Below are 24,215 nucleotides of genomic sequence, written 5' to 3' on the forward strand. Positions count from 1 at the left end.
AAAAATGATTGAAGTACAGGTAAATTCCGGCATTTGCGGCTTCCGCACCGTGATCAGGGCCGACTCGGAAGATATGCAAAACGCTTCACTGGAAATTGAAACCGACTGCCCCAATCTCAAGCCTTTAACGGCGGAATTAAAGACAGCCGACAGCTTCAAAGAATGTTTCGCCAAAATTGGTGAATCCGGCGTGTACAAACTGGCCGCCAAATATTGCAAGCACCCTGCCTGTCCGGTTCCCTGCGGAATTATCAAGGGAATCGAAGCAGCCTGCGGTCTGGCCTTGCCTAAGGATGCGGCAATACAAATCAAGCCGGTTTCATAAGGGTCCCGCATTTCGCCCCTGAACTTATGACAACAATTATTCTCGGGTGACAGAGAACTGCGAACAGTGGGAAGGTGAAACAATGCTGCGACTAAAAGTAATTGCCTGTGACGTATTAAACCGGGAAATTTCCCTGCTGAGCAGCCAATCCCGCTGCTACGTTGACGTGACGTTTCTCCATCAGGGACTGCACGATACTCCCGAAAAGCTTCGAGTGCTTCTCCAGCAGGAAATTGACAAAGCTAATTCCGGCTTTCCTTATAACTATTACAATACCGTTCCTGATTACGATTACATTCTTGTGGGTTATGGCCTCTGCAGTAACGGAATTGCGGGAATCAGCAGCCGCCGGATCCCTTTGGTTATTCCCCGGGGGCATGACTGTATCACTCTTTTATTAGGTTCTAAGGAAACCTACCGCTGCTGTTTTCAGGATCATCCCGGCACCTATTGGTTTTCCGCCGGCTGGATTGAGCGGGGCTGGCAGCCCAGTGAATTGAAATATAAGGTGTTATATGAAGAATATAGCCGCAAGTATGGCGAAGAAAATGCCGAATATCTAATGACCATGGAACAACACTGGATGAAGGATTACCGGCAGGCGGCCTATATCTGCTGGGATATTCTGAACAACAGCGAATATTATCGTAAATTTACCCAGGATACGGCCAAATATCTTGCCTGGAATTATCTGGAGATCCAGGGTAAACAGGGCTTGCTGCAAAGAGTACTCAATGGAGTCTTCAATGACTCGGAAGTCCTGGTGGTACCGCCGGAAAAAAAAGTAATCCCCAGTTATGATGACAGCATTATAACTTTTGAATGATTCCATAACTAACCGGAGGAAATTTATGCTTTATAAGATAAGAATACATCGTCAGTCTCAAATCGAAGAACTGCAGGCGGAAGAAGGCAGCAACCTTCTCCAGACGTTATTGCAGCATAATTATGACATGTATGCTCCCTGCAACGGAAACGGGACCTGCGGCAAGTGCAAGATCAGGCTGATTGATCCGGCCGGCCCCGAACCAACCAGTAAAGGCCATACAATTCTTAGCACAGAAGAAATCACAGCCGGCTACCGGCTGGCCTGCCGGACAACGATAAACAGTGACCTGGACATCCGGCTTGACGATACCGATTTTCTAAAAGCCAAAGTGGTAACGGAAGGCCGCCGGCGAAAGGTCAGGCTGTCCCCGGCTGTTTCCAAACGCTTTATTACCCTGACCCCACCTGACCTTGAGGACCAGCGTTCCGACAGCCGGCGCCTGGCCGATACTCTGGGCTTAAAACAAGAAACGGCTTCCCTGTCTTTACTTAGACAATTACCGGCAACCTTACGGGCCGCCAATTTTGAAACCACTTTGCTCTTTAACCGGACCAGACTGGCCGGTTTAGAAGCCGGCAATACCACTGCCAAGCTTTTCGGCATTGCCGTGGATATCGGCACAACCACGCTCGCGGCGTACCTTTTGAACTTGAATACCGGTGACCAGTTAGCTACTTATTCGGGCTTAAATCCCCAGAAGAAATTCGGCGCCGATGTCATCGCTAGAATTAGCCATACTCTGGAAAAACCCAATGGGCTTGCCGAGATGCAGGCGGCCATCCTGGAGGGCATTAATCAGGCAGTCAGGCAATTGACCGCTGCTGCCGGCTTGCAGCCCACGGACGTTTACGAAATTGTCCTGGTCGGCAATACGACAATGCTGCACTTTTTACTAAACCTTGCGGCCAAAAATATGGCGGCCTCCCCTTTCATTCCGGTAACGACGCAGACCTTCATCCTGCAGGCGGCGGAAGCCGGCATTACGATCAATCAAAATGCCATCGTCGTCCTGGTTCCTGCCGTGGCGGCCTATATTGGCGCCGATACGGTGGCGGCGGCTTTGGCCAGTGGGATGAGCACCCGTAAACCGGTTTCCCTGCTCATCGACTTTGGCACCAACGGTGAAATCGTTCTTGGCAACAGCGAATGGCTGCTGGCCTGCTCGGCCGCAGCCGGCCCTGCTTTCGAGGGAGCTAATATCCATAACGGCGTGGGAAGCATTCCCGGCGCCATCGACAGTTTTCTAATTGAAAAAGAACTGAAATATACGACCATCGGCGGTGAAAAGCCGGTAGGAATTTGTGGCACCGGCTTGATTGATATCGCTGCCGGACTCTATAAAGCCGGTATTATCGACGCAACGGGAAGGATGGCAACCGGGACCGGCTTGCCCAATCTGCCGCAGTCACTCAAAGACCGGCTCGCCGTAATTGACGGAATGGCGGCCTTCCTCATTGCGTCCGCCGACGAAAGTGCCCACCATCAGGAAGTTTATATTACCCAGAAGGATATCAGAGAACTCCAGAATGCCAAGGCCGCTATCGCCGCCGGGATACAAGTTTTAGCCGCAACAGCGGGAATCCGGCTGCAGGATATTGAAAAAACTTACCTGGCCGGCGGTTTCGGCAGTTATATCAAAGCCGCCAGTGCCATCCATATTGGCTTAATTCCCTTAGAATTGAGCGGACGCCTGGAGGCCATCGGCAATGCCGCCGGCGCCGGCGCTGTTGAGATCCTGCTTTCCCGGCGTTCGCTGCACCAAGCAGAAAAAATTAAACAAAAAATTAAATACATCGAATTATCGTCCTGCCGGGAATTTAACGACTTTTTTATCGATGCGATGCTGTTCACTGAAGAATAAATCCGTTTTCCCCCACAATAGAGCCTGCTTAAAAAGATGCAGATACTCTGAAAATAATGACAGAGGACTGCGAAAAATGGGATTGATGCGCTTTTTAAGCAGGCTCACAATAAAATAGCAAGAGGACTGTCTTTAGGCAGTCCTCTTTTCGTGATAAGTTATCCTAGTTTAATTTGGGATTCTTTATATCGACGGGTTCATTTTCCATTATCTCGCAATTTCCATGATTGCGAAAACTTTCTTCCAGTTCTTCCAGGGAATAATCCTTGGTTTCCGGTGCATAAACTTTTACGAAAATCATGGAACAAATACCAAGCACAACAAATACCATGAATGTCGAGAACAATCCAACATCAGCCAACAGTACCGGGAAAGTTAAACCAATCAGGAAATTAGTCAGCCACAAACACAGCACCGCCAGACCCATCCCAAGTCCTCTAACTCTAAGCGGAAAAATTTCGGCGAGTAACAGCCATACGATCGGTCCGGCGGTTCCTTGCATAAAAGCCAGAAACATTACAGTTAACGAAAGCACCACATAAGGAAGCTGCGGTGATCCCTCCAGCAGTCTTGATGCCATAGCAATCAAAAATAAAGAAGTAGTTGTTCCTGCCAAGCCAACCAGCAGCATGGGAATTCGTCTTACCTTACCCATCAGCCAAATGCTTACAACAACAGCCAGAACGGAGGTCAATCCATTTACCGTATTGGCCAATAATGCGGTTTGGGCGCTAAATCCTGATTTTTCCAAGATCTGCGTTCCATAATACATAATTGTATTAATGCCTGTAAGTTGCTGTACTACGGCCAGGCCGATTCCAATAAGAAGAATTCTGCGAACCCAGGGGATTTTAAAATCTTTGAGCGTAGCTTTTTTCATATGGGCTTCTGCAGTCAACATACCTTGAATCTCTTTCAGTTCATTTTCGGCTCTTGCCTCCGTACGGGCTTTGCGTAATACCGTCATTGCTTCCTGAACTCTTCCTTTAGAAACCAGCCAGCGGGGACTTTCCGGCATCGCCAGCATTCCCAGCCATAATACAACTGCCGGTAATGAGCAGATGGCCAGCATATACCGCCATACATGACCGGACTCTCCTAAAGTAACACCGAGAACAGCATTAAAAACAAAGGCTAAAAACTGTCCCAAGACGATCATAAATTCATTCTGTGTGACCATCCGGCCTCTATTTTCTGCCGGAGACATTTCCGCCAGATAGGTAGGTACAGTAACCGAAGCGCCCCCTACAGCGAGACCAAGTATGAACCGGAAAAAAACCATAACATTTACACTGGGGGCAAAGGTGCATCCCATTGCTGCAATAAAGAAAAGTGCTGCTAAATTAAGAATATTTTTTCTGCGGCCGATATGGTCGGAAAGTCGTCCACTAGTTAATGATCCTAAAGCTGCTCCAAATAGCAAAGAACTTGCTACAAGGCCTTCCGTCAACGGCGTTAGATTCAACTGGTCCGGTTTGGCCATATAGGGTAAGGCACCATTGATAACGCCTGTATCATAACCAAATAGTAAACCACCGAATGTAGATATAAACATTACTAAGCGTAAAAATAATTTTGGGGACAGTTTTTGTACATTTCCACTTTTATTCAACAATTCCGCCTCCCGATTGCTTACTTTTTGTAAGATAAAATTTGGGTTAAATTTTGAAGCTGTTATCTCATTTCTTACATCCACAAAAATTATATTCTCCATTTTTACATAAAAGCAACAATGTTTGCCCTATCTGTTTCGCAAGTTATTTTACCCTGCCCTCCTATAGTCCTGTCTTTTCCTTGATGTATTGCCGGGCCTTGATGGCGTATTCCAGAGGATTGGCCACCGCCGGGTCCTGTTCGGCCTCAACGACGAACCAGCCTTCATAGCCGCCTTCCGCCAGCACCTTAAAGAGCGGTCCATAGTCGATCATCCCGTCGCCGGGTACGGTGAAGGCGCCGGCTTTGACGGCTTGTAAGAAACTCATTTTTTCCGCTTTGACCCGGGCCAGGACATCCCGCCGGACGTCCTTAAGATGGACGTGCCGGATCCGGGCGGCATATTTCCGGAGAATGTATTCCGGGTCTTCCCCCGAGAAAACCAGATGGCCCGTGTCAAACAGCAAGGAAACGAGATCCGGGTCGGTCAGGGTCATGAGCCGCTCCATTTCGCCCGTCGTCTGCACGCCGGTGCCCATATGATGGTGATAAACGATTTTCATGCCCTTCTCCGCCGCCAGCCGGCCCAGATTCTCCAGACCCCGGGCCAGCTTCTCCCATTCCGCCGCCGTGAATACGGGCTTGGCGTCAAACACAGGCGAAAGCCTGGTGGCTCGGCGCCTTATCGATTTGCAGGGCATTCGTGAGGCCCCGGTGATAGTCTCCCGGGTCGGCAACCCGCCGGATAATGGTGATGGCCACTTTTTCCACGCCATACGCCCGGTCCAGGCAGTCGACGGAACGGATGAGTCCCGTGGTGTTGCAGGAAGTCAGTTTGAGGAATTGTTTGCCCAAGCCTTTTTCATAGTTGGCATAGCCGTGGAAGAAAACGTCGGCTACGGAGTTCTTTTCGCCGCCCTGGAAGATGGCTTTTTTATTGTATTTGGCATAAAGTTCTTTATTTTTAGCGCCAATGCCGGCGCTGGTGGCGTCGAGCACGACATCCACTTTCTGCACCAGTTCTTCCAGCGTGCCCGCTACGGGGATCGACAGCGCGTCGAATTGAGGCCGGTTTTCCGCCATGCCCAGGTAGAAGGCATAGGGCATGCCTTTTTCTTTTAACGCCCGGATCGCCAGGGTCGGCGCCACATCGGCCACCCCCACCAGTTCCATGTCTTTCTGCCGGGCTACTCCGTCCGCCAATCGCTGGCCAATGACGCCGTAGCCCACAACTCCTACTTTTACCATGTAAATTACTCCTCTCTCATCTCATGTTGATCATTTTTTATAGCGATAACCTTTCCCTTTGCAACCGCTTGCAAAAAAAGGTAATCGTTTTTTACAATAAGCTGACTATAAAGTTAAATCAAAATTCTCAAATCATTCAAATTGCAACTAGTGCTCTGTTAACCCTAAATCTGTAGGATGAATTGTGAGAGATTTTTCGTCCTGCACGGCGGAGGAGACGCGCATATCGAGAATATGTAAGCCGACGACAACAAAGCAGGGCGGAAAGTATCTCGCAAGAACACTATAGAGTTAGGGTTTACAGAACACTAAACTCTATATAAAATATACCGTAAGCAGTCATTGCTTATATTGTAATTTCTTTGTAATTTTGTAATTTTGTTTGGAATATTAAAAAAACTCCCTGTCAGAAGCCGCCTGGTAAAAAAAGAGAGGAAAACGGCCTCCCGGCGCGAAAGATTAACAGGAAATCATTTGATCCCAACAGGAGGAACCCATGGCTTATGCAACAATTCAACAACTTATCGACCCCTGCCAGTTGGAAGTGCTGTGCGGACAAAAATATCTTCAACGGACCGTATCGGTGGCCGATTTAAACCGGCCCGGACTAGGTCTGGCAGGCTATCTGGAACATTTCGACAATCTGCGGATTCAGGTAACCGGCATGACCGAACTGGCCTTTCTCAGTTCTCTTTCGCCGGACTTGCTGCAAAGCCGTTGGCAAGCCCTTTTCGCCACCAAATTTCCCTGCCTGATTGTTACCCGGGGGCTGGATTTTCCCCATCAATGGCTGCGCTGGGCCGAGGCGGAACAAGTGCCGGTATTGCGAACTCATTTGCCAACCACCCGTTTTATCAGCCAGCTCACCGATTATCTGGAAAATCGTCTGGCTCCCTGTACTACCGTGCATGGCGACTTAATCGACGTGCATGGTGTCGGCGTGCTGATTACCGGTGAAAGCGGTATCGGCAAAAGTGAAACCGTACTGGAACTGCTTTACCGCCGTCACCGGCTGGTAGCCGATGACGTAGTCGACGTCACGAAACGCGGCGACCACGTACTGATCGGCACGTCGCCCGACCTGGTACGCTACTTGATCGAGGTACGGGGCTTAGGAATTATGGATGTAAAAAAACTGTTCGGTGCGGGTTCTGTTCTTTTATCGCTCAAAATTGATATTGTCATTCAGCTGGATGCGTGGCAAAAAGACAAATACTACGATCGCTGGGGACTGGACGAAGAAAAAGAAGAAATTTTGGGAATCTCCCTGCCCAAATTTATTATTCCGGTTCTGCCGGGAAGGAATTTAGCCGCTATCGTCGATGTGGCGGCCATGAACTACCGCCAGAAAATGCTGGGCAGCAGCGGACTCTAAGAAAACCGCCGGAGCGGTTTTCGGCTCGTAGCGCAAGGCCCAGAGCGCGGGGAACCTGTGCTGAAAGCGCTCGCCCTCCCACGGAGAAAAAAACGATTTTAACACATCCTAACTGTGCTAAAACCGTTTTTTTATAAATATAAGTTTTGGGGACTAAATAGAGCCGTTAACGGCAGAAGAATCGCCTTATCAACGCTCCGCCGTTGCCACTTAACCTCCGCTTATAACAAGACGATCCTTCTGCCTGGATTGTTCGCCCGAAATGATTCCAGATGGCTTCCCTGCGCCATGGACCGAAAGACCGCACAGCGTTTTTTCTTTATACATCCATAATAATGGGCAAAATCATCGGTTTGCGGCCCGTCTTGGCAAACAAATAGCGATTCAGAGCTTCGCGTATACTGTTTTTAATTGGCGCCCACTGCGTTACCGGCCCGTTCGTCATTCCTTCCAGCACTTCTTTTACGATCTGTCGGGCCTCATTCATCAGTATTTCCGCGTCCCGCACATATACGAAGCCGCGGGAAACCACATCGGGACCGGACACAATACAGCCCCGCTGCTTATCCAGGGTAAGCACGACGATGAAGACACCGTCCTGCGACAATTGATGCCTGTCCCGGATAACAATATTGCCAACATCGCCAATTCCCAGGCCGTCAACAAAAACCTTGCCGGCGGCAACCTTGCCGGCAAACCGTCCGCTCGTGGCGGTAAAAGCGAAAACATGGCCATTTTCCCCGATAAATATATTTTCTTTGGCCAATCCCACTTTTTCCGCCAATTTCTCCTGGCATTTGAGCATACGGTATTCGCCGTGTACAGGAATCAGGAATTTAGGCCGCACCAGATTCAGGATCAGTTTCATTTCCTCCTGGCTGCCGTGGCCGGAAACATGGATGCCGGACGAACGCTCGTAGATCACGTCGACACCCAAACGCATCAGGCCGTCAATAATTCTGGCTACGGACTGCTCATTCCCCGGGATGGGCGTAGCCGATATAATAACCGTATCGCCATAGCTCAATTCCACGCTCCGGTGATTCCTGGAAGCGAGCCGGCTCAAAGCCGCCATCGGTTCTCCCTGGCTGCCGGTCGTCAGAATAAGAATTTGATTATCAGGATAGCGGTTTATTTCATCAATATCGATGACTACTCCTTCCGGAACGGTCATATACCCCAATTCCATGGCCTTGGCGACTACCGTAGCCATGCTGCGGCCCAGTACGGCAACCTTACGGCCATATTTATCTCCCGCATTAATTGCCTGTTGCAGTCTGGACACATTGGAAGCAAAGGTGGTGAGAATGATCCGTCCTTTTACGGCCGCAAACTTCTCATCCAAAGCCTCGCTGACCGTTCGTTCCGACTTGGTGTAACCGGGACGTTCGGCATTGGTGCTGTCCGAAAGCAACACTAAGACTCCCTTGTCCCCCAATTCGGCAAACTTGTGAATATCAATCATTTGTCCATCCACAGGGGTCTGATCAATTTTAAAGTCACCCGTATGCACAACCACTCCCACCGGCGTTTTTAAATACACCGCCAGCGCGTCGGCTATGGAGTGATTAACCCGGATAAAGCCGATATCAAACAGCCCCGCCTTGACCGTATCGCCCGGGGCAACGGGGATTAATTTTTCGGCCGATACATTGTATTCCTTGAGTCTTCCTTCTACCAGGCCCAGGGTCAGTCTCGAACCATATACGGGCACATCAACCTGCCGTAAAAGATAAAATAAAGAGCCAATATGATCCTCATGACCGTGGGTCAAAACCACCGCCCGGATTTTGTCCCGGTTTTCGAATACATAAGTCATATCCGGTATTACCAGATCAATGCCCAGCATATCTTCTTCGGGAAATGCCAGACCACAATCCAGGATAATCATATCGTCACCATAACGGAATATGGTCATGTTCTTGCCGATCTCACCAAGTCCTCCCAAAGGAATAATTAAAAGTTCATTCTGATTCAAATAAAAAATACCTCCTAAACATATTTACCGGAAATCCGCCCCTACACAACTAATTTATTATACATAACTTTACCTTCGGTTTACAAGTATCTGAAGGCAAAACCCTAAATAAAAGACCTTTTTTGCTTTTGACGGCCGGTGCGCCAATGATTGCACCGGCAAAATTGATGCAATTCAGCTTTATTCCAATTTTCTGCACTTATATGCACTAATATGCGGTCTTATAGAGCTATAATTGTTTTGCCATAAATTAACTTTTGCGGTAGAATACTATTATGCACAACGTGAAAAAATTCACTTTAACGGCAAGGCAAATACATGAATCCTACATTTCACACCTTGAACTTATAGCGATAATAATAACATTGAACTGTGAAAAGTGGGATCGATGAAAAGTGAGGGATTATTTTGGACAATTGGAAAAAAACCTATGGTCACAAACTTGTTTCCGCCACAGAGGCTTTGCGCTGCGTCCGTTCCGGTGACAGAGTTGTAATCGGCAACGCCTGCGGCGGACCGTCCGCCCTGGTGGACGCGCTGGTTGGCAGGGAGCCGGAACTGCAATCCGTGGAAATCGTTCACATGCTGGCAATGAAACCGGCCAAATATACGGAACCAAATATGGAAAAAAGTTTTCGTCATAACTCTCTCTTCGTCAATGGTCCGTCCCGGAATGCGGTGGCCGAAAAACGGGCGGATTATACGCCTTGCTTCTTTTCCGAGATTCCCCGGTTATTTAAAAATAGGATTTTACCGGTTGATGTAATGCTGCTTCAGGTTACTCCGCCCGATGAGCAAGGGTTTTGCAGCTATGGCGTATCGGCCGATTACACTGTGGCGGGTGCCGAATGCGCCCGGACCGTCATCGCCCAGATGAACCGCTGCATGCCGCGGACAGGCGGCGCCAAAATAGCCCTGGATGCAATCAATTTTATCGTTGAGCAGGATGAACCGCTATTTGAACTAACCCCGCCGCTAATCGGCGATGTGGAAAAAAAAATCGGTGAGAATATCGCCGGTCTGGTCCCGGACGGGGCGACATTGCAATTGGGCATTGGTGCCATTCCAGACGCGGCGCTGTTATTTATGAAAGACAAAAAGGACTTGGGGATTCATTCGGAGATGTTCTCCGACGGAGTTGTTTATCTGGCGGAAGCCGGCGTAATTACCAATCGCAAAAAAACACTCCATGCCGGAAAATATCTGGCTACCTTTCTGATGGGCACACAAAAGCTATATGATTTTGTCGACAACAATCCGGATGTTGAATTATATCCCGTTGATTATATCAATGACCCTTATATTATTGGCCAGCACGAACAGATGATATCCATTAATTCGGCATTGCAGGTGGACCTGATGGGACAGGTCAATGCGGAAATGATTGGCACGAAACAATTTAGCGGCATTGGCGGCCAGGTGGATTTTATCCGGGGAGCCAGCCGGTCCTGGGGCGGCAAATCGATTATTGCTCTTCCTTCCACTGCCGCAGGTGGCAAAATATCCCGCATTTGCAGCGTACTGGATCATGGCGCCGCTGTTTCAACAGCCCGCAGTGAGGTGCACTACATAATAACAGAATACGGGATTGCCGATCTCAGGGGCAAAAGCCTGCGCCAACGCGCCCAGGCCCTGCTTGCCATCAGCCATCCCGCTTTTCGTGAACGTTTGACTTTTGAAGCCAAACAAGACGGTTTATTATAATTTGACTACATTTCTTTCGCCGCTACCGGCCCCCGGGAAAGGGCAATCTTGCCGGTACGGACAATTTCAATGATGCCAAAGTCCATTAGTACTTCGCAAAAGGCGTCAATTTTTGTTTCTTCTCCCGTTAGCTCAATGACCATGGTCTCCCGGTTGACATCAACGATTTTTGCCCGGAAAATCTCGACGATATCAACCAGATCGGAGCGGTTTACTTTACTGGCCTTCACCTTAATCAGCGCCAATTCCCGGTGAATGGAATCAACGTGGGTAAGGTTTACAATTTTTATCACGTCAATCAATTTGGACAATTGATTGACAACCTGCTCTAAGGCAATTTGGTCATCCACTTCCACATCAATGGTAATGCGCGTTGTCGCCTCATCTTCCGTATGTCCGGCGGCAATACTTTCAATATTAAATGCCCGGCGGCTGATCAACCCGGATATATGGGTCAGCACACCCGGCCGGTTTTCAACCAGAACAGCCAATGTATGTTTCATCGGTCATCCCCCCAATATCATTTGGTCCAGACGTCCTCCGGCCGGAACCATAGGTAAAACGTCCTCCGTCTCCGGCAGCAAAACATCAACCAATACCGGCCCCGCCGTGCGAAACGCTTCTTCCAGAGTCTGCCTTAATTTTTCCGGCTTGGTCACCCGCATGCCCGTCATGCCCATAGCTTCCGCCAGTTTTACAAAATCAGTGCGCCCTTTCAGACTGGTATGAGAATACCGCTGCCCATAGAACATGCGCTGCCATTGGGTGACCATCCCCAGTACCTGATTATTCATAACGATGATTTTAATCGGCAGTTCCAAATTAGCCGCCGTCGCCAGTTCCTGACAATTCATCATGATACTGCCGTCACCGGTAAACAATATGATCTGTTTCGCCGGCAGGCCGATTTGGGCTCCTACCGCTGCCGGGAGCCCATACCCCATGGTACCCAGTCCGCCGGAAGTCAGGAAGGAGCGGGCGTGCCGGAAATTATAAAATTGAGCCGTCCACATTTGATGTTGGCCGACATCGGTAACGATCATCGCTTCTCCCTGCGTAAGATCACTCACGGTGTCCACCACTGCCTGCGGCATTATAACCGGACCGTCTGTCTGATAGGACAGCGGTTTTTCTTTTTTCCATGTCTGCACCTGCCGGTTCCATTCCTTCACCCGGCCACGCCATTCGTCCGCTGTCCAGACGGCAATTTTTTCACACAGCAGCGGCAGGGACCAGCGCAAATCCCCTACAACCCGCCAATCAGCCCGGATATTTTTATTAATTTCCGCCGGGTCAATATCGAAATGGATTACTTTGGCCTTGGGGGCAAAATCTTTCACCGAACCGGTAACCCGGTCATCAAACCGCACCCCCAGTCCGATCAGCAGGTCACATTCGGCCGTAGCCATATTGGCGGCATAGGTGCCGTGCATGCCAACCATGCCCAGATGACGCTCGTCGTTCCCGGCAATACAGCCCAGCCCCATAAGACTGGAGGTAACCGGAAAACCGGTAAAGGAAACCAGCTCTTTCAGTTCTTCATCCATACCGGATAAAGTAACGCCGCCGCCGACAAATAAAAGAGGCCGTTTCGCTTCCCGCATTTCCCGGACAACCTGCTCCACTGCGCTTGCATCGCCGTCAAAAATAGGATGATATCCCCGCAGCCGGACGGTCTCCGGATACACGAAATCCAGTTCCGCAGCAAATACGTCTTTGGATATATCAACCACCACCGGACCGGGACGCTCCGTACGGGCGATATAAAACGCTTCTTTCAGTACCCGCGGTAAATCCTGCACCCGCTTAACGAGATAATTATGTTTCGAAACCGGTGTCGTAATACCGCAAATATCCGCTTCCTGAAACGAATCCTTGCCGATCAGCGATACGCCAACCTGTCCGGTAATCGCCACCAGCGGCACCGAATCCATAAACGCGGTGGCAATACCGGTAATCAAATTCGTGGCCCCCGGACCGGAAGTAGCCAGACAAACCCCCACTTTACCCGTGGCCCGGGCATACCCGTCGGCAGCATGTACGGCTCCTTGTTCATGCCGGGTTAATATATGCGGAAAATTCGCTTTGTATAGCGCGTCATACAGCGTCAGGACCGACCCGCCGGGATAGCCGAACACTACGTCTACCCCTTCTTGTTTCAGGCATTCAATTATTGCCTCCGCTCCCAACATTTTCAACCTCATCGTCCTCCCTTTATGAGAAATACCGCAGACGCGGTCTTTCGGCCCATGGTCCGTAAAATTCCCAAAAATAAAGACCTGGCTTTTGCCAAGTCGCAAGCATCAACGCAGTTCCCGTCACCCTCGCTGGGAATCCTATCGCGCCTCTTTGCGCCCGGCAGCCGCCGCAGTAAAACGGTATCCCTATATTCCGTATACAAAACTATATTGCATCGTCCATTTATGTTCCACCGTCAGAATACAAAAGGTATAATAAAATCGATATATTGTATACAATATATCATCTTTTCACAAACAGTCAAGGGGTTTCCTGCAAAAAAGAAAACACATTTTTCCTTTTCGTGGCCTGCTGTTGCGCCGAAGCCGCTTTTCATTTTATGTCTACTATCCTTTAATTACAGCAGGTCTTGTTCCTCCAGTTTGATGTATGTCATAATATAAGTAATAGACCTCCGTATCCGGAGGAAAAGTGAGGCGTTTTGCATGAATTCACTTCAGGCAGAAATCACGTATTTATTTCACAGCGGTTATGCGGTAAAAACCGCAACGCATTTTTTGATTTTTGACTATTATCGTCCTCATCCGCCAAAAAAAGACGGGTTGACCGAGGGGGTTATTACTGCCGACTTTCTGAAACCCAAGTCCAATGTGTTTGTATTTGTTTCTCACAGCCACGCCGACCATTTTGATCCGGCCATCCTGAAATGGTCGCAGGCCAACCCGGATATCACCTACGTTTTAAGCAGTGATATCCATCCGGCCATGGGTACGGCTTCCTGCCGGTTCCTGTCCCCCTATGAAACATTCAGTCAGGGAGGGTTAACTGTCAATGCCTTCGGCTCTACCGACCTTGGCGTATCCTTTCTCGTGAAGGTTGACCACCTGTCTATCTTTCATGCCGGCGATTTGAACTGGTGGCATTGGAAAGGGGAAAGCCATAAAGAACAGCGCCATGCCGAAACTATTTTCAAAGCGGAAATTGATAAGATTGCCGGTGAGGTGATTGACATTGCCTTTTTCCCGGTCGACCGCCGCCTGGAAGAATTCTATTCCCTGGGAGCCGAGTACTTCGCATCCAAGTTACAGCCCAAACTACTGGTGCCGATGCATTTCGGCAGTGATTTCGGCGCCAGCCGGGCTTTTGCCCAAAAAGTAGGCCCTTCTATTTCGACTGTGGAAATTACCCGGGAGGGTCAGACAATACTGTTTTGAAAAACCGCTATGCAATCTTTTGGTTCATGGCGCAGAGAAACCATCTGGAAATCATTTTAGGCAACAATCCAGGCAGAAGGATCGCCTTGTCATAAGCGGAGGTTAAGTGTTAACGGCGGAGCGTTGATAAGGCGATTCAATAAAAAAGGGGATTACTGCTTACAAGGCAGTAATCCCCTTTTTTTATTAACGGCTTAATTTAGCGCCGCTCCGGTATAATCTCCAGCCAATATCCGTCCGGATCGGCTATGAAATAAATCCCCATGTCCTTGTTCTCGTAGCAAATACAACCCATTTCTTTATGCAGCCCGTACGCCTGTTCAAAATTGTCGACCGTGAAAGCCAGGTGAATTTCATTATCCCCCAGATTATAAGGTTCCTTTCGGTTCTTTAGCCAAGTCAGTTCCAGCTTATGATGCGTTTTACCGTCACCAAGAAAGACCAGTGTAAAATCTGTTTTTTCCAAGCGGCGCGTTTCCTCAAGCTGTAAGGCCTGTTTATAAAAGGCCAGACTCTTTTCCAAATTCAATACATTCAGGTTATTATGCGCGAAGGTAAAGTTCATAAGTATTCATTCCCTCCTCAAATAAATAAACAGGTTTTTATAAGCTTTACAAATGCCAGGCGATTATGCATAGTAAGCCAACAAATTATTTCATTCGTCCTACTGGTAGTTATTTCCTGCTCAAAAGTGGATCAAAAAGAAAGGAACCGCCTAAAAACCAATCCTTTAGGCAGTCCCGTATCTATTTATTTACTATATAGCCCCAGATATTCCGAACCCAGCTTCTCATACTTTTCCAAAGCACTAACAGCCAAAGTGCACTGCCCTAAATCGGCCAAGTCAAAATTGCTGTCACCAATTGCTTCTTGTACAATACGCCGAATTTCAAAGGTGCAATATCCGAGGAACAACAAACGTCTCCATAGCCGTCTTACCCGTTGCTCCATGTTTCTCCTCCGTTCTATAAATTGATTGGTAATTAATGATGCGATTCTGCATCACTCAGCCGCGCAATTACCTTCTGACCATTACCAACACCTATAAGACTCGAAGACGAAACCTGGATTATTTATACGCCCCCAAAATTACTTACTATCTATATGGCAATTAATCTTCTACATTATACAACGAATTTAAAAATTGTCAAGGTCTTATAGGAAAATTGTTAACGAATGACAGAGGATTGCGAAAACTGGGATAACCCTAAAATTTCTTCTGCCATAAAATCTGATGGTCCCTGTTAATTTGAATACTTGCCGCATCCGGATCATTACTCAGTTTGATATTAATCCCCTCGCGCCGGACCTGAATCCCATCCGCAGCATCAGCCGTTTTAATATTAAGTCCTTCCCCCGGTTCAAAGGTTACACCGGGCATTATAGGATAATCCTGCTTCTTCTCTTTTCTAATTGAATAGGAAATGTCTGCTGTGGGCCGGGATGGCGACACAACCGTTTGAGGCTCCGGTACCAAGCGCAGCGTACCCGTACGATTCTCGCCGGTTCCGGCCGGAAAACCCGAATGAACCGGCTGCTTCTCAACCGGGGCGACTGACCGGGTATCGGCCGGCGTATCGGCTTTCTGCCTGGCCGGAACGGGATTCTTTCCCCCGCCGTCCGGTATACCTTGCACTAATAAGCATATACCGGTTAATACGATTATTAAAATAATCACCCGCAGCATTAAGGAGTTGCGCATACTTAATTCCTTCCCGATATACTTCCCTTCGTTGAGCCTGCTTAAAAAGCGCACCAATCCCATTTTTCGCAGTCCTCCGTCTTTATTTCAGAGTGCGAAATGTGGGACCTAACGTTGTTGCAGCTGTGTGTTCTCACTCAACGTACGCCTAAGTACGCCTTCGTTCGAATGCTCGCCGCGCCTAGTATCTGCATCTTTTTAAGCAGGCTCTGTTAATATATAAACTTCTTTATTTTATGCGAACTTTCCTTTCTTTATACTTACTTAAATTAATTTACAAAAATTCTAAAAATTTTACAAAAAATATATAAAATCAACTATTATTTCAAAGGAATTCCTAATTTATTGTCGAAGGATTCAAATTAAGAAGGGAGTGGTTTTTGTGACGGAGATAATAACCAAGGTAAAAACTACTCATTGTTCCCGGTTAAAAAGGGATTATGCCCGCCAATCCAGTTTGCAGTGGTTTTCCCGGCAAAATTCTCCGATTGATGCAAAACTTGTCTATAAATGCCTTACCCCTGGCGATTCCTGGCAATGCAAAAACTGCTGCCAAAACAAGTAAATTTCAGCCCCTCTATTACCCCTTTGGGAGACTGCCCTAACAGGACAGTCTTTTTTTGCCCTCAAGCCGACTGACTTACGCTGCTCTTTAGATGGCCTAGAAAATCAAGCAACCGCTCCCCCTGAATTTTCAGTTGTTCGGACTGAGATAACGCGCACTCTTCCTGAATCCAATTCATCCGGTTATCCATCGTCTTTCTAAATTCTCCGATCCGGTTATTACGGGCCCGCAGTAATAATTCCCGGTCCTGTCCGCTTTCCACCTGCCCGGAAAGAGAGTCCAGTTCCCAAATATAATCAACTAATGTAATAGCATCGTCAATATATTCAATAAATTTTCTGGCTGCCCGTTTTTCCAGCGGAAATAAATCACCATCAATTTCTTTATAAGCTTCCAATGCTATAAGCGACTGTTCCCCGCATAACAGCAGCAGGTCTTCATACACTGAAACTCCTCCTTACCGGTCTTTGCAACCCCAAAAGATTTATCCTATAATTCTACAGCAACCACTAATTCCCTTCAATTATAAGAAAAACCGCTAACGCGGTTTTTTGGCTCTTGGCGTGGGACTCAGGGGCGCGGGGAAACCATCTGGAAACCAGTTTGGGCTGCATCCAGGCAGAAGGATCGTCTTGTCATAAGCGGAGGTTAAGTGGCAACGGCGCAGCGTTGATAAGGCGATTCTTCTGCCGTTAACGGCTAACCACCAACAGGCCCGTGGCTCAAGGCGCGGGAAAGCCTGTCTGAACTGATATAAAGGACTTGGCATATGCCAAGTCCTTTATAAACAGCCGGAAATTATACTTTATTCATAATTTAGTACTAAAACACCGCTATACTCACCGATATTCTGCTTATTCAGCTCGACTTCCTGCCGTCCCAGCCGGGTACCCCCGCCCATGGCCGCCAAAAAGGGATCTACTTCGGCAATCGGCATGTCAATGGCAGCCGTTTTAAAATGCATCGGAATCGTAACGGCCGGTTTCAATGCTTCCACGGTCTTAGCTGCCGTTTGATAATCAATTGTATAAAACCCGCCCACCGGCACCAGCAAAACATCAACCGGGCCGACCGCTTCCACTTGGGCCGCACTGAGAGCATGGCCCAGGTCCCCGCAGTGGCAAACGATTAATCCGTCAACCCGGAAGGTAAAAATAATATTATTGCCCCGTTTGGTGCCACCGGCCTCATCATGATAGACAGGCACCCCCTGAATACTGACACCGTGGCTATTGTGGACGCCGGAGGTATTAATGCGGGTAAACCGGCCGCGAACCGTTTCGATGTAATTATGGTCATAATGGTCATGACTGGTCGTAACAATATCGGCTTCCGGCGACGGTACCTTATAACCCACCTTTTCATTAAACGGGTCCATAACAATGCGCACTCCGCTGTCTCCGGTCAGCAAAAAACAGGAGTGTCCAAACCATTTAAGTTTCATCTGCTTGTCATCTTCCCTTCCTCTTAAATATGGGATTCTTTAAATTATATTTGCTAATTTTTTCTTCTCTATGCGATGCCGGATTCCTTCTAATGCAAAAGGGATATCCGCCGCAAAATTGCTTCGGATATCCCCGCGCGTCTAAAATTCAAAAAACCTAGAAAAATAACATGGGGGCAATAAGCAGTGATATGGTGCCCGCTACTTTTATCAGCGGATTCATGGCCGGGCCGGATGTGTCTTTAAAAGGGTCACCCACTGTGTCGCCAATAACCGCGGCCGCATGGGCCGCAGTCCCTTTACCGCCGCATTGGCCGGATTCAATGTATTTCTTGGCATTATCCCACGCGCCGCCGGCATTGGACATGAAGATCGCCAAGAGAACGCCGGCTGCGGTCACCCCTGCCAAAAACCCGGCTAACGCCTTGGCGCCAAGGACAAACCCAACAAAAACAGGAGAGCCGACAGCAAATAACCCGGGTAAAACCATCTCCCGGATCGCGGCCTGCGTACTGATATCCACGCAGCGGGCATAATCCGGCCGTCCCGTTCCTTCCATAATTCCGGGAATTTCCCGGAATTGGCGGCGCACCTCGGCAATCATCTCGAAGGCCGCCTTACCTACGGCTTCCATAGTCAAAGCGCACACCAAAAACGGCAGCGTCGCACCTAAAAAAACGCCGATAATTACGGTCGGCTCGGTCAGATTCACCACTAAATGACCATTTTGCAACAGGCCCGCCAATTTAGGATTTTTCGCTACTTCTTCGCTAAAAGCAGTAAATAGGGCTAGTGCGGTCAACGCCGCCGAACCGATTGCAAAACCCTTGGCGATGGCGGCCGTTGTGTTGCCCACCGAATCGAGCTGATCTGTAGTCTTACGCACTTCCGGCTCCAATTCAGCCATTTCGGCAATACCGCCGGCATTATCGGCAACCGGACCAAACGAATCAACCGCTACCACCATTCCGGCAGTACAAAGCATTCCCATGGCCGCCATAGCAATTCCGTAAATACCTGCCTGATTGTAAGCCACCCAAATTGCGATGGCAAACACAATCATCGGATAGGCCGTACTCTTCAAGCCGGTTGCTACACCGGATATGATATTGGTTGCCGCGCCGGTCCGGGACGCGTCGGATATTTTCCGGGTTGGCTTTTTGGCATGGGACGTATAATACTCCGTAATCATTCCCACCAGAACATTCACAACCAAACCGGCTAAAATAGCAATGAAAATACCGATTCCCTGCCGTCCGAACATCTTGTCTGCAAGAATATAGGCTAAAAAGGCGGTAATTATATTCGTTCCCCACAGTCCCCGGTTTAAGGCGGCCTGCGGGTCCCCTTCCTTGCCAACGCGAACCAGGAAAATACTGATAATAGCGGCTAAAATTCCGGCAGCGCCGAGCAAGAGGGGAAAAATTGCGCCTGCCCCGTTCTGCGGGTACAGCGTATTCCCAATCAGCATAGCCGCAATCGCGGTAGCGCCATAGGACTCAAACAGGTCCGCCCCCATACCGGCCGTATCGCCCACATTGTCGCCCACATTATCGGCGATAACAGCCGGATTGCGAGGATCATCCTCCGGTATGCCCGCTTCCACTTTCCCTACCAGGTCGGCCCCCACGTCGGCGGCCTTAGTATAAATCCCGCCGCCAATCCGGGCAAAAAAGGCAATCGCACTGGCACCAAAAGCAAAACTGTTAATAACTACCGGATCCCGGTCAAAAATGAGATACAACAGGGAAACCCCCAGCAGTCCTAAACCGGCAACCGACAAGCCCATAACCGCCCCCGCCCGGAAAGAAACACTGAGCGCTTTATTCAGGCTGGTCCGGGCCGCCTCGGTGGTTCTGGCGTTGGCTTTGGTCGTAGAAGTCATGCCTGCATAGCCGGCAATGGCGGAACAAACGGCGCCTACCAGAAAGGAAACAGCCAGCTTATACCCATCCACATAAAACAGGATCACAAAAACAATCAGCGCAAAAGGAATCAACGTTTTATACTGACGGTTTAAATAAGCCATTGCTCCGTCAAAGATATCCTGTGACAGTTCTTGCATTTTAGCGTTTCCGGCACTTTCCCGCAGTACGCTGGCCATGAAGTAGGCGGCAAAAACCAGCGCCGTCACTCCGGCCAATGGGGCAAGATATAACAGTTCCATTTTTTCTCCTCCAAAGTTTTTCAGTATTGGGACGTTTCGTAGAAATGCGGGACAAAATCAGTCCCGTCATTTTTGGGGCCGAAAATACCTCAATGGAAATGATGCCATTGAGGTACAGAAACCCTATTGCATTAATTTTACCAGTATCATGGTCACCACGGCCATCAAGGCTCCTAATACCATAGTGGCCCTAGACAACAACTCGTCAATACCTTTTTTCTTACCGCCAAATATTGTTTCCGCGCCGCCGCCAATGGATCCGGACAACCCGGCCGCCTTACCGGACTGCAATACAACAACGGCAATTAAAGCAATAGAGAGAATGGCGTCTAAAATCATCAGCCCCGTTATCACTGTCCTAAACACCCCCTACTTCTTGTACCATTACATTTTAGCACAAGCGCTGCCGGCTTGACAACGCCTACTTTTAGTTGTTTATATATTTTATAAGAAAAAACAAAAAAATATGCGTCTATAACTTGCTGATCAATTGAGTATACAAAGGAGTCATAAATTTTTTGTCACTGTCGGGGCCAATCAAGGCCAGCCCGACCAATTGATTCTTGTTGGTAAAAAAATAAATCTGCGTAAACATGGGAAGCGGTAATTTATCATAAACCAAAAGACACGACCCCGCCAACAGCCGGCGGTTACCGATTGTCACTTTTTCCAGAGGATACCAGTCCAGTATCCGGGCGCCGGTCTTCGCCAGATTTGCCGCTAACGTGTCTTTCAGCTCACCGGATAAGGCCTGCAAAATTTCCGGTTGTACATCCGTAGTCAGCAGCATGTCTGCCATGGGTACGATATTCGAACTATTATGGTATACCATTAAGCGGGCATAATGCCAAACTCCGTCGGCCTTCCCGCTTAAATCATATTGAACCGGCTGCCTGGTTGTCCCGTCGCTCAGAACCGCATCGTTAACCTCCATCCACGCCGGTAAAAGCAAGGTGCCAACTCCAGGAACTTCCAGCGGCTTTACAATAGTAACCACCGGTGATGCGGGTGCAGGCTGGGCATTCACCTGGGGGTTCGTAAACAAAACCAGGCTTGCCAAAAGCAGTCCGGTTACCGACATACGTATAATTCGCTCCATAGGGTTCCTCCTTCCCCGTATTGCATTACATTCTACTATATCGCATCTTTTCCTGCTTTATGCCTGCAAAAGTAAATCCTTGTTTCTGCAGGAAAGCGGATTCCAGCATAATATGATATAATTAAATAATGAAATATGTAAAGGGAGTGTGGTCCAAAGTTGGATAGTGACCCAGCGTCAATTACTAAGGAATTGGTGATGCTTCTTATCCTTATTCTTGCCAATGGATTATTTGCCATGTCCGAAATCGCTATTGTCTCTTCCCGTAAAGCAAGGCTTGAGCGATTGGCAGCGGAAGGCAGCGCCAAAGCGAAAACCGCCCTCGAACTGGCCAACGAACCGACTCAATTGTTATCAACCGTTCAGGTGGGGATTACGCTTATCGGCATTGTCACCGGCGCCTACGGCGGCGCTACTCTGGCTAAGCCACTGGCGGCATATTTTAAAACAATTCCCTGGTTCGAGCCTTATAGTGAGCCGGTCAGTTTGGCGGTCGTAATTGTTTCCATTACGTACCTGTCTCTTATTATCGGCGAACTGGTTCCGAAACGAATCGCGTTAAATACCCCGGAAGCGATCGCGGTTGCCATTGCCATGCCGATGCGCTTCTTTTCCCGGTTCTGTTTCCCCGTGGTAAAGCTGCTAAGCTTCTCTACCGAAATTCTACTAAGGCTTCTGCACATTAAAGAATCCGGGGAAGCTCCGATCACAGAAGAAGAAATCAAGCTGCTGATTGCCGAAGGCGCAGAATACGGAACCGTTGAGCCGGCAGAAAAAGATTTGGTCGAGCGGGTGTTCCGCTTTGGTGATATGGGCGTCGGTTCGCTTATGACGCCACGGACCCAGGTTGAGTGGCTCGATTTGGAAGATCCGGCTGATTACAATTTAAATGTTTTAATCAACAGCCGTCATTCCCGTCTGCCTGTGGCCAGAGAGAACCTGGATAATCTGACAGGCGTTATCCATACCGCGGATGTCTTGAAACATTCTTTGGCCGGTCAGAAGCTAAATTGGGAAAGCTATATTGAAGAACCGTTAATGATACCAAAGAGCATGCGCGCCGTCCGCCTCCTGGAATTATTTCAGCAAACCGGCAATCATATCGCCGTAGTAATTGACGAATTCGGCGGCATGACCGGATTAGTAACGATTTACGATATACTGGAAAAGTTAGTTGGCGAAATAGCCCAGGAAGACGAGGCCGATGCGCCGGATATGGTCCAGAGGGCGGATGGCTCCTGGCTTATTGACGGCCTGGTGGCTGTCGATGATTTTAAGGATCACTTTTCGCTGGCCGAACTTCCCGGTGAGGACCGGGAACATTATCAGACGCTCGGCGGCTTTATTACTTCTTATTTAAATGACATACCCCAGGTTGCCGATGTTGTCGAATGGGGTGACCTGCGCCTGGAAATCATGGATATGGACCGGACCCGGATTGATAAGGTCTTGGTAACGGTATTGGAAAAAATCGCTTAACGCGGTTTTTCAGAATAAAATAAAAGTAGGCAACCCCAGATGGTTTTGCCTACTTTTTATTTTATGCTTTATTTATTTCTTCAGGTTATAAAATACTTCGCGGCCTTTGAACTGAGCCAGATTGGACAATTCTTCCTCAATGCGAAGCAATTGGTTGTATTTTGCCACCCTGTCGGTACGGGTAGGAGCACCGGTTTTGATTTGGCCGGCATTCACGGCAACGGCAATATCGGCAATGGTAGCATCCTCGGTTTCACCGGAACGGTGGGAAATAACGCAGGTATAGCCGGCCCGCTTGGCCATTTCAATAGTATCAAAAGTTTCGGTTAGAGAACCGATTTGGTTAACTTTGATCAGGATGGAGTTGGCGGTAGCGGACTTAATTCCTCTGCTCAGGCGCTGGGTATTGGTCACAAACAAATCGTCGCCGACGATCTGAACCTTATTGCCGATACGGTCGGTCAGAAGCTTCCAGCCTTCCCAGTCATCTTCCGCCATTCCGTCTTCAATGGAAATAATCGGATATTTTTCCACTAAGTTGGCATAGAATTCAACCATTTCCGCCGGAGTCTTGACAACGCCTTCTCCCGCCAGATTGTATTTACCATTCTCAAAGAACTCGGAGGAAGCAGGATCTAAGGCGATGAATATTTCTTCACCCGGTTTATATCCGGCTTTCTTAATGGCTTCGATAATCACTTCAATAGCTTGTTCATTGGATTTCAGATTCGGCGCAAAACCGCCTTCGTCGCCAATGGCGGTATTCAAGCCCATGCCTTTCAATACACTTTTGAGATTGTGATAAACTTCCGCACACATTCTCAGAGCTTCGGCAAAGGATTTAGCGCCAACGGGCATAACCATGAATTCCTGAATGTCAACGTTATTATCGGCATGTTTACCGCCATTCAGGATGTTCATCATGGGAATCGGCAGTTGTTTGGCATTGAAGCCGCCCAAATACTGATACAGGGATAATCCAAGAGCGTTGGCGGCTGCTTTGGCAACAGCCATGGACACGCCCAGAATGGCATTGGCTCCCAGTTTGGCCTTGTTAGGAGTACCGTCCAGTTCAATCATGGCCTGGTCGACACCCACTTGGTCGAGAGCATCCATACCCACGATTTCAGGAGCGATGATATTGTTTACATTTTCAACGGCTTTCAAAACACCCTTGCCCATATAACGGCCTTTGTCGCCGTCCCGCAATTCCACCGCTTCATACATACCGGTCGAAGCACCGGAGGGAACAGCAGCGCGGCCCAGAGTACCGTCTTCCAGCACTACATCTACTTCTACCGTGGGGTTACCCCGGGAATCCATAATTTCACGGGCAAAAATATCGGTAATTGTCGTCATGATATGTCCTCCTT

22 protein-coding genes are annotated in these 24,215 nt (G+C 48.6%); 7 read left to right on the forward strand and 15 right to left on the reverse strand.

The genetic code is table 11. From position 1 onward, the window contains the following. The first annotated feature begins 4 nt into the window (after positions 1 to 4). The 3 genes from LUCIF_RS14175 to LUCIF_RS14185 all read left to right on the forward strand — a co-directional run bounded on the left by LUCIF_RS14175 (position 5) and on the right by LUCIF_RS14185 (position 3,015). Positions 5 to 325 (forward strand): DUF6951 family protein, encoded by a 321-nt coding sequence (locus tag LUCIF_RS14175; RefSeq protein ID WP_122628541.1) that lies wholly within the window; start codon positions 5 to 7, stop codon positions 323 to 325. An 82-nt stretch (positions 326 to 407) separates the two neighbouring features. Next, positions 408 to 1,151: a DUF1638 domain-containing protein gene (locus tag LUCIF_RS14180; RefSeq protein ID WP_122628542.1), complete on the forward strand. Its 744-nt coding sequence runs from the start codon at positions 408 to 410 to the stop codon at positions 1,149 to 1,151. A gap of 25 nt (positions 1,152 to 1,176) precedes the next feature. Beyond that, positions 1,177 to 3,015 (forward strand): ASKHA domain-containing protein, encoded by a 1,839-nt coding sequence (locus tag LUCIF_RS14185; RefSeq protein ID WP_122628543.1) that lies wholly within the window; start codon positions 1,177 to 1,179, stop codon positions 3,013 to 3,015. A 163-nt stretch (positions 3,016 to 3,178) separates the two neighbouring features. Here LUCIF_RS14185 and LUCIF_RS14190 read toward each other — a convergent pair whose 3' ends face one another. From LUCIF_RS14190 to LUCIF_RS14200, 3 genes are all read right to left on the reverse strand, one after another. Next, positions 3,179 to 4,627 carry a sugar porter family MFS transporter gene (locus tag LUCIF_RS14190; protein ID WP_279386962.1) on the reverse strand — a complete coding sequence of 483 codons (1,449 nt, stop codon included), beginning with the start codon at positions 4,625 to 4,627 and terminating at the stop codon, positions 3,179 to 3,181. Between the two features lie 163 nt (positions 4,628 to 4,790). Further along, positions 4,791 to 5,324, reverse strand: a complete 534-nt coding sequence (locus LUCIF_RS14195) for a TIM barrel protein (RefSeq protein WP_165866006.1) — start codon at positions 5,322 to 5,324, stop codon at positions 4,791 to 4,793. Further along, a complete protein-coding gene (locus tag LUCIF_RS14200) occupies positions 5,317 to 5,916 on the reverse strand; it encodes a type II glyceraldehyde-3-phosphate dehydrogenase (RefSeq protein WP_122628546.1) in 600 nt (199 codons plus the stop codon). The genes LUCIF_RS14195 and LUCIF_RS14200 overlap by 8 nt, the downstream gene beginning before the upstream one ends. Before the next feature lie 496 nt (positions 5,917 to 6,412). On the opposite strand from LUCIF_RS14200, the gene hprK reads away from it, so the two are divergent. Next, positions 6,413 to 7,291, forward strand: a complete 879-nt coding sequence (gene hprK / locus LUCIF_RS14205) for an HPr(Ser) kinase/phosphatase (RefSeq protein ID WP_122628547.1) — start codon at positions 6,413 to 6,415, stop codon at positions 7,289 to 7,291. A 319-nt stretch (positions 7,292 to 7,610) separates the two neighbouring features. Here hprK and LUCIF_RS14210 read toward each other — a convergent pair whose 3' ends face one another. Continuing rightward, complete coding sequence (locus LUCIF_RS14210) at positions 7,611 to 9,269, reverse strand: ribonuclease J (RefSeq protein WP_122628548.1); 1,659 nt, start codon at positions 9,267 to 9,269, stop codon at positions 7,611 to 7,613. Between the two features lie 408 nt (positions 9,270 to 9,677). Here LUCIF_RS14210 and LUCIF_RS14215 point away from each other — a divergent pair, with 408 nt between their 5' ends. Beyond that, positions 9,678 to 10,973, forward strand: coding sequence for an acetyl-CoA hydrolase/transferase family protein (locus LUCIF_RS14215; protein ID WP_122628549.1), 1,296 nt, complete (start codon positions 9,678 to 9,680; stop codon positions 10,971 to 10,973). Positions 10,974 to 10,978: 5 nt separating this feature from the next. On the opposite strand, the gene ilvN is transcribed toward LUCIF_RS14215, so the two are convergent. Both ilvN and ilvB read right to left on the reverse strand, forming a co-directional pair. After that, complete coding sequence (gene ilvN, locus LUCIF_RS14220; RefSeq protein ID WP_122628550.1) at positions 10,979 to 11,476, reverse strand: acetolactate synthase small subunit; 498 nt, start codon at positions 11,474 to 11,476, stop codon at positions 10,979 to 10,981. A 3-nt stretch (positions 11,477 to 11,479) separates the two neighbouring features. Beyond that, on the reverse strand, positions 11,480 to 13,177 hold the full coding sequence (gene ilvB, locus LUCIF_RS14225) for a biosynthetic-type acetolactate synthase large subunit (RefSeq protein ID WP_207857710.1): 1,698 nt from the start codon (positions 13,175 to 13,177) through the stop codon (positions 11,480 to 11,482). Positions 13,178 to 13,657: 480 nt separating this feature from the next. On the opposite strand from ilvB, the gene LUCIF_RS14230 reads away from it, so the two are divergent. Beyond that, positions 13,658 to 14,386, forward strand: coding sequence for an MBL fold metallo-hydrolase (locus LUCIF_RS14230; RefSeq protein ID WP_122628552.1), 729 nt, complete (start codon positions 13,658 to 13,660; stop codon positions 14,384 to 14,386). 199 nt (positions 14,387 to 14,585) lie between these two features. Here the strand turns inward: LUCIF_RS14230 and LUCIF_RS14235 are convergent, their stop codons facing one another. The 8 genes from LUCIF_RS14235 to LUCIF_RS14275 form a co-directional block, all read right to left on the reverse strand. After that, complete coding sequence (locus tag LUCIF_RS14235) at positions 14,586 to 14,951, reverse strand: VOC family protein (RefSeq protein WP_122628553.1); 366 nt, start codon at positions 14,949 to 14,951, stop codon at positions 14,586 to 14,588. A gap of 185 nt (positions 14,952 to 15,136) precedes the next feature. Next, positions 15,137 to 15,337, reverse strand: a complete 201-nt coding sequence (locus LUCIF_RS14240) for a hypothetical protein (RefSeq protein ID WP_122628554.1) — start codon at positions 15,335 to 15,337, stop codon at positions 15,137 to 15,139. A gap of 256 nt (positions 15,338 to 15,593) precedes the next feature. Then, positions 15,594 to 16,151, reverse strand: coding sequence for a hypothetical protein (locus LUCIF_RS14245; RefSeq protein ID WP_122628555.1), 558 nt, complete (start codon positions 16,149 to 16,151; stop codon positions 15,594 to 15,596). A gap of 563 nt (positions 16,152 to 16,714) precedes the next feature. Then, on the reverse strand, positions 16,715 to 17,098 hold the full coding sequence (locus LUCIF_RS14255; RefSeq protein WP_122628557.1) for a hypothetical protein: 384 nt from the start codon (positions 17,096 to 17,098) through the stop codon (positions 16,715 to 16,717). Positions 17,099 to 17,458: 360 nt separating this feature from the next. Next, entirely contained in the window at positions 17,459 to 18,097 is a 639-nt protein-coding gene (locus LUCIF_RS14260; RefSeq protein WP_122628558.1) for an MBL fold metallo-hydrolase, read from the reverse strand. Between the two features lie 157 nt (positions 18,098 to 18,254). Then, positions 18,255 to 20,264, reverse strand: coding sequence for a sodium-translocating pyrophosphatase (locus LUCIF_RS14265; protein WP_122628559.1), 2,010 nt, complete (start codon positions 20,262 to 20,264; stop codon positions 18,255 to 18,257). Between the two features lie 123 nt (positions 20,265 to 20,387). Further along, positions 20,388 to 20,618 carry a preprotein translocase subunit SecG gene (gene secG, locus LUCIF_RS14270; RefSeq protein ID WP_122628560.1) on the reverse strand — a complete coding sequence of 77 codons (231 nt, stop codon included), beginning with the start codon at positions 20,616 to 20,618 and terminating at the stop codon, positions 20,388 to 20,390. Positions 20,619 to 20,736: 118 nt separating this feature from the next. Then, positions 20,737 to 21,363 (reverse strand): hypothetical protein, encoded by a 627-nt coding sequence (locus LUCIF_RS14275; protein ID WP_122628561.1) that lies wholly within the window; start codon positions 21,361 to 21,363, stop codon positions 20,737 to 20,739. Between the two features lie 159 nt (positions 21,364 to 21,522). On the opposite strand from LUCIF_RS14275, the gene LUCIF_RS14280 reads away from it, so the two are divergent. After that, positions 21,523 to 22,842: a hemolysin family protein gene (locus tag LUCIF_RS14280; RefSeq protein WP_207857713.1), complete on the forward strand. Its 1,320-nt coding sequence runs from the start codon at positions 21,523 to 21,525 to the stop codon at positions 22,840 to 22,842. 72 nt (positions 22,843 to 22,914) lie between these two features. On the opposite strand, the gene eno is transcribed toward LUCIF_RS14280, so the two are convergent. Then, positions 22,915 to 24,201, reverse strand: coding sequence for a phosphopyruvate hydratase (gene eno / locus LUCIF_RS14285; RefSeq protein ID WP_122628563.1), 1,287 nt, complete (start codon positions 24,199 to 24,201; stop codon positions 22,915 to 22,917). Positions 24,202 to 24,215: the final 14 nt, after the last annotated feature.

Source organism: Allolucifera butyrica (assembly GCF_900476375.1).
Lineage (GTDB): Bacteria > Bacillota > Negativicutes > Sporomusales > UPPP01 > Lucifera > Lucifera butyrica.

Excerpts from the sequence above, each read along its gene's own strand:
- ilvB (WP_207857710.1), bottom strand. The coding sequence starts at position 13,177 with ATGAGGTTGAAAATGTTGGGAGCGGAGGCAATAATTGAATGCCTGAAA.
- LUCIF_RS14200 (WP_122628546.1), bottom strand. The coding sequence starts at position 5,916 with ATGGTAAAAGTAGGAGTTGTGGGCTACGGCGTCATTGGCCAGCGATTG.
- LUCIF_RS14260 (WP_122628558.1), bottom strand. The coding sequence starts at position 18,097 with ATGAAACTTAAATGGTTTGGACACTCCTGTTTTTTGCTGACCGGAGAC.
- LUCIF_RS14240 (WP_122628554.1), bottom strand. The coding sequence starts at position 15,337 with ATGGAGCAACGGGTAAGACGGCTATGGAGACGTTTGTTGTTCCTCGGA.
- eno (WP_122628563.1), bottom strand. The coding sequence starts at position 24,201 with ATGACGACAATTACCGATATTTTTGCCCGTGAAATTATGGATTCCCGG.
- ilvN (WP_122628550.1), bottom strand. The coding sequence starts at position 11,476 with ATGAAACATACATTGGCTGTTCTGGTTGAAAACCGGCCGGGTGTGCTG.
- LUCIF_RS14175 (WP_122628541.1), top strand. The coding sequence starts at position 5 with ATGATTGAAGTACAGGTAAATTCCGGCATTTGCGGCTTCCGCACCGTG.
- LUCIF_RS14185 (WP_122628543.1), top strand. The coding sequence starts at position 1,177 with ATGCTTTATAAGATAAGAATACATCGTCAGTCTCAAATCGAAGAACTG.
- LUCIF_RS14230 (WP_122628552.1), top strand. The coding sequence starts at position 13,658 with ATGAATTCACTTCAGGCAGAAATCACGTATTTATTTCACAGCGGTTAT.
- LUCIF_RS14245 (WP_122628555.1), bottom strand. The coding sequence starts at position 16,151 with ATGGGATTGGTGCGCTTTTTAAGCAGGCTCAACGAAGGGAAGTATATC.
- LUCIF_RS14275 (WP_122628561.1), bottom strand. The coding sequence starts at position 21,363 with ATGGAGCGAATTATACGTATGTCGGTAACCGGACTGCTTTTGGCAAGC.
- LUCIF_RS14235 (WP_122628553.1), bottom strand. The coding sequence starts at position 14,951 with ATGAACTTTACCTTCGCGCATAATAACCTGAATGTATTGAATTTGGAA.
- LUCIF_RS14265 (WP_122628559.1), bottom strand. The coding sequence starts at position 20,264 with ATGGAACTGTTATATCTTGCCCCATTGGCCGGAGTGACGGCGCTGGTT.
- hprK (WP_122628547.1), top strand. The coding sequence starts at position 6,413 with ATGGCTTATGCAACAATTCAACAACTTATCGACCCCTGCCAGTTGGAA.
- LUCIF_RS14180 (WP_122628542.1), top strand. The coding sequence starts at position 408 with ATGCTGCGACTAAAAGTAATTGCCTGTGACGTATTAAACCGGGAAATT.